This is a genomic window from Caballeronia sp. dw_276 (assembly GCF_018449635.1).
Taxonomy (GTDB): domain Bacteria; phylum Pseudomonadota; class Gammaproteobacteria; order Burkholderiales; family Burkholderiaceae; genus Caballeronia.
On record NZ_JAAVUV010000069.1, the window covers coordinates 1 to 568 of the forward strand.

General features: G+C 60.2%; 1 protein-coding gene. It reads left to right on the forward strand.

Annotation, left to right across the window (positions count from 1 at the left end; translation table 11 throughout):
* On the forward strand, positions 1-500 hold a 500-nt coding region (locus HB633_RS30655; RefSeq protein WP_213781869.1), incomplete at its 5' end, for an ATP-binding protein.
* Between the last annotated feature and the right edge of the window lie 68 nt (positions 501-568).

The window sequence follows — 568 nt, forward strand, 5'->3', positions numbered from 1 at the left end:
GAGACACCGCCAACGTCGTACTCATCGGCCCAAACGGCGTCGGTAAATCCACACTAGCGCTCAATCTCGCCTATCAGGCAATCGCGGGTGGCCACACCGCGTTGTTCACCACCGCCGGCCAGATGCTTGGTGAACTGGCCGCGCTCGATAGCGATTCTGCCCTGCGCCGCCGACTGAATCGCTATGCCTTGCCCGACGTGCTTGTGATCGACGAGGTTGGCTACCTCTCGTACTCAAACCGCCACGCCGATCTGCTGTTCGAACTTGTCAGCAGAAGGTACGGAGTCACCTCGACCGTGGTTACGACAAACAGACCATTTAAAGAATGGCATGAGGTGTTTCCGAACGCGGCTTGCGTCGTCTCTCTCGTTGACCGACTCGTGCATCGTGCGGAGGTCGTCGTGATCGAGGGCGAATCCTATCGTGTGAAGGAGGCGCGTGAACGCGCCGAGCAGCGCACGAAGCGTAGTGCGGCGAAGGTTGAGAAGAAGGCACCATGACGCGCCGTCAACTGCCTTCCGGGGTCGCCTGCGGGCTCGACTTCCTGATCCTAGACAACTGGTCCGCG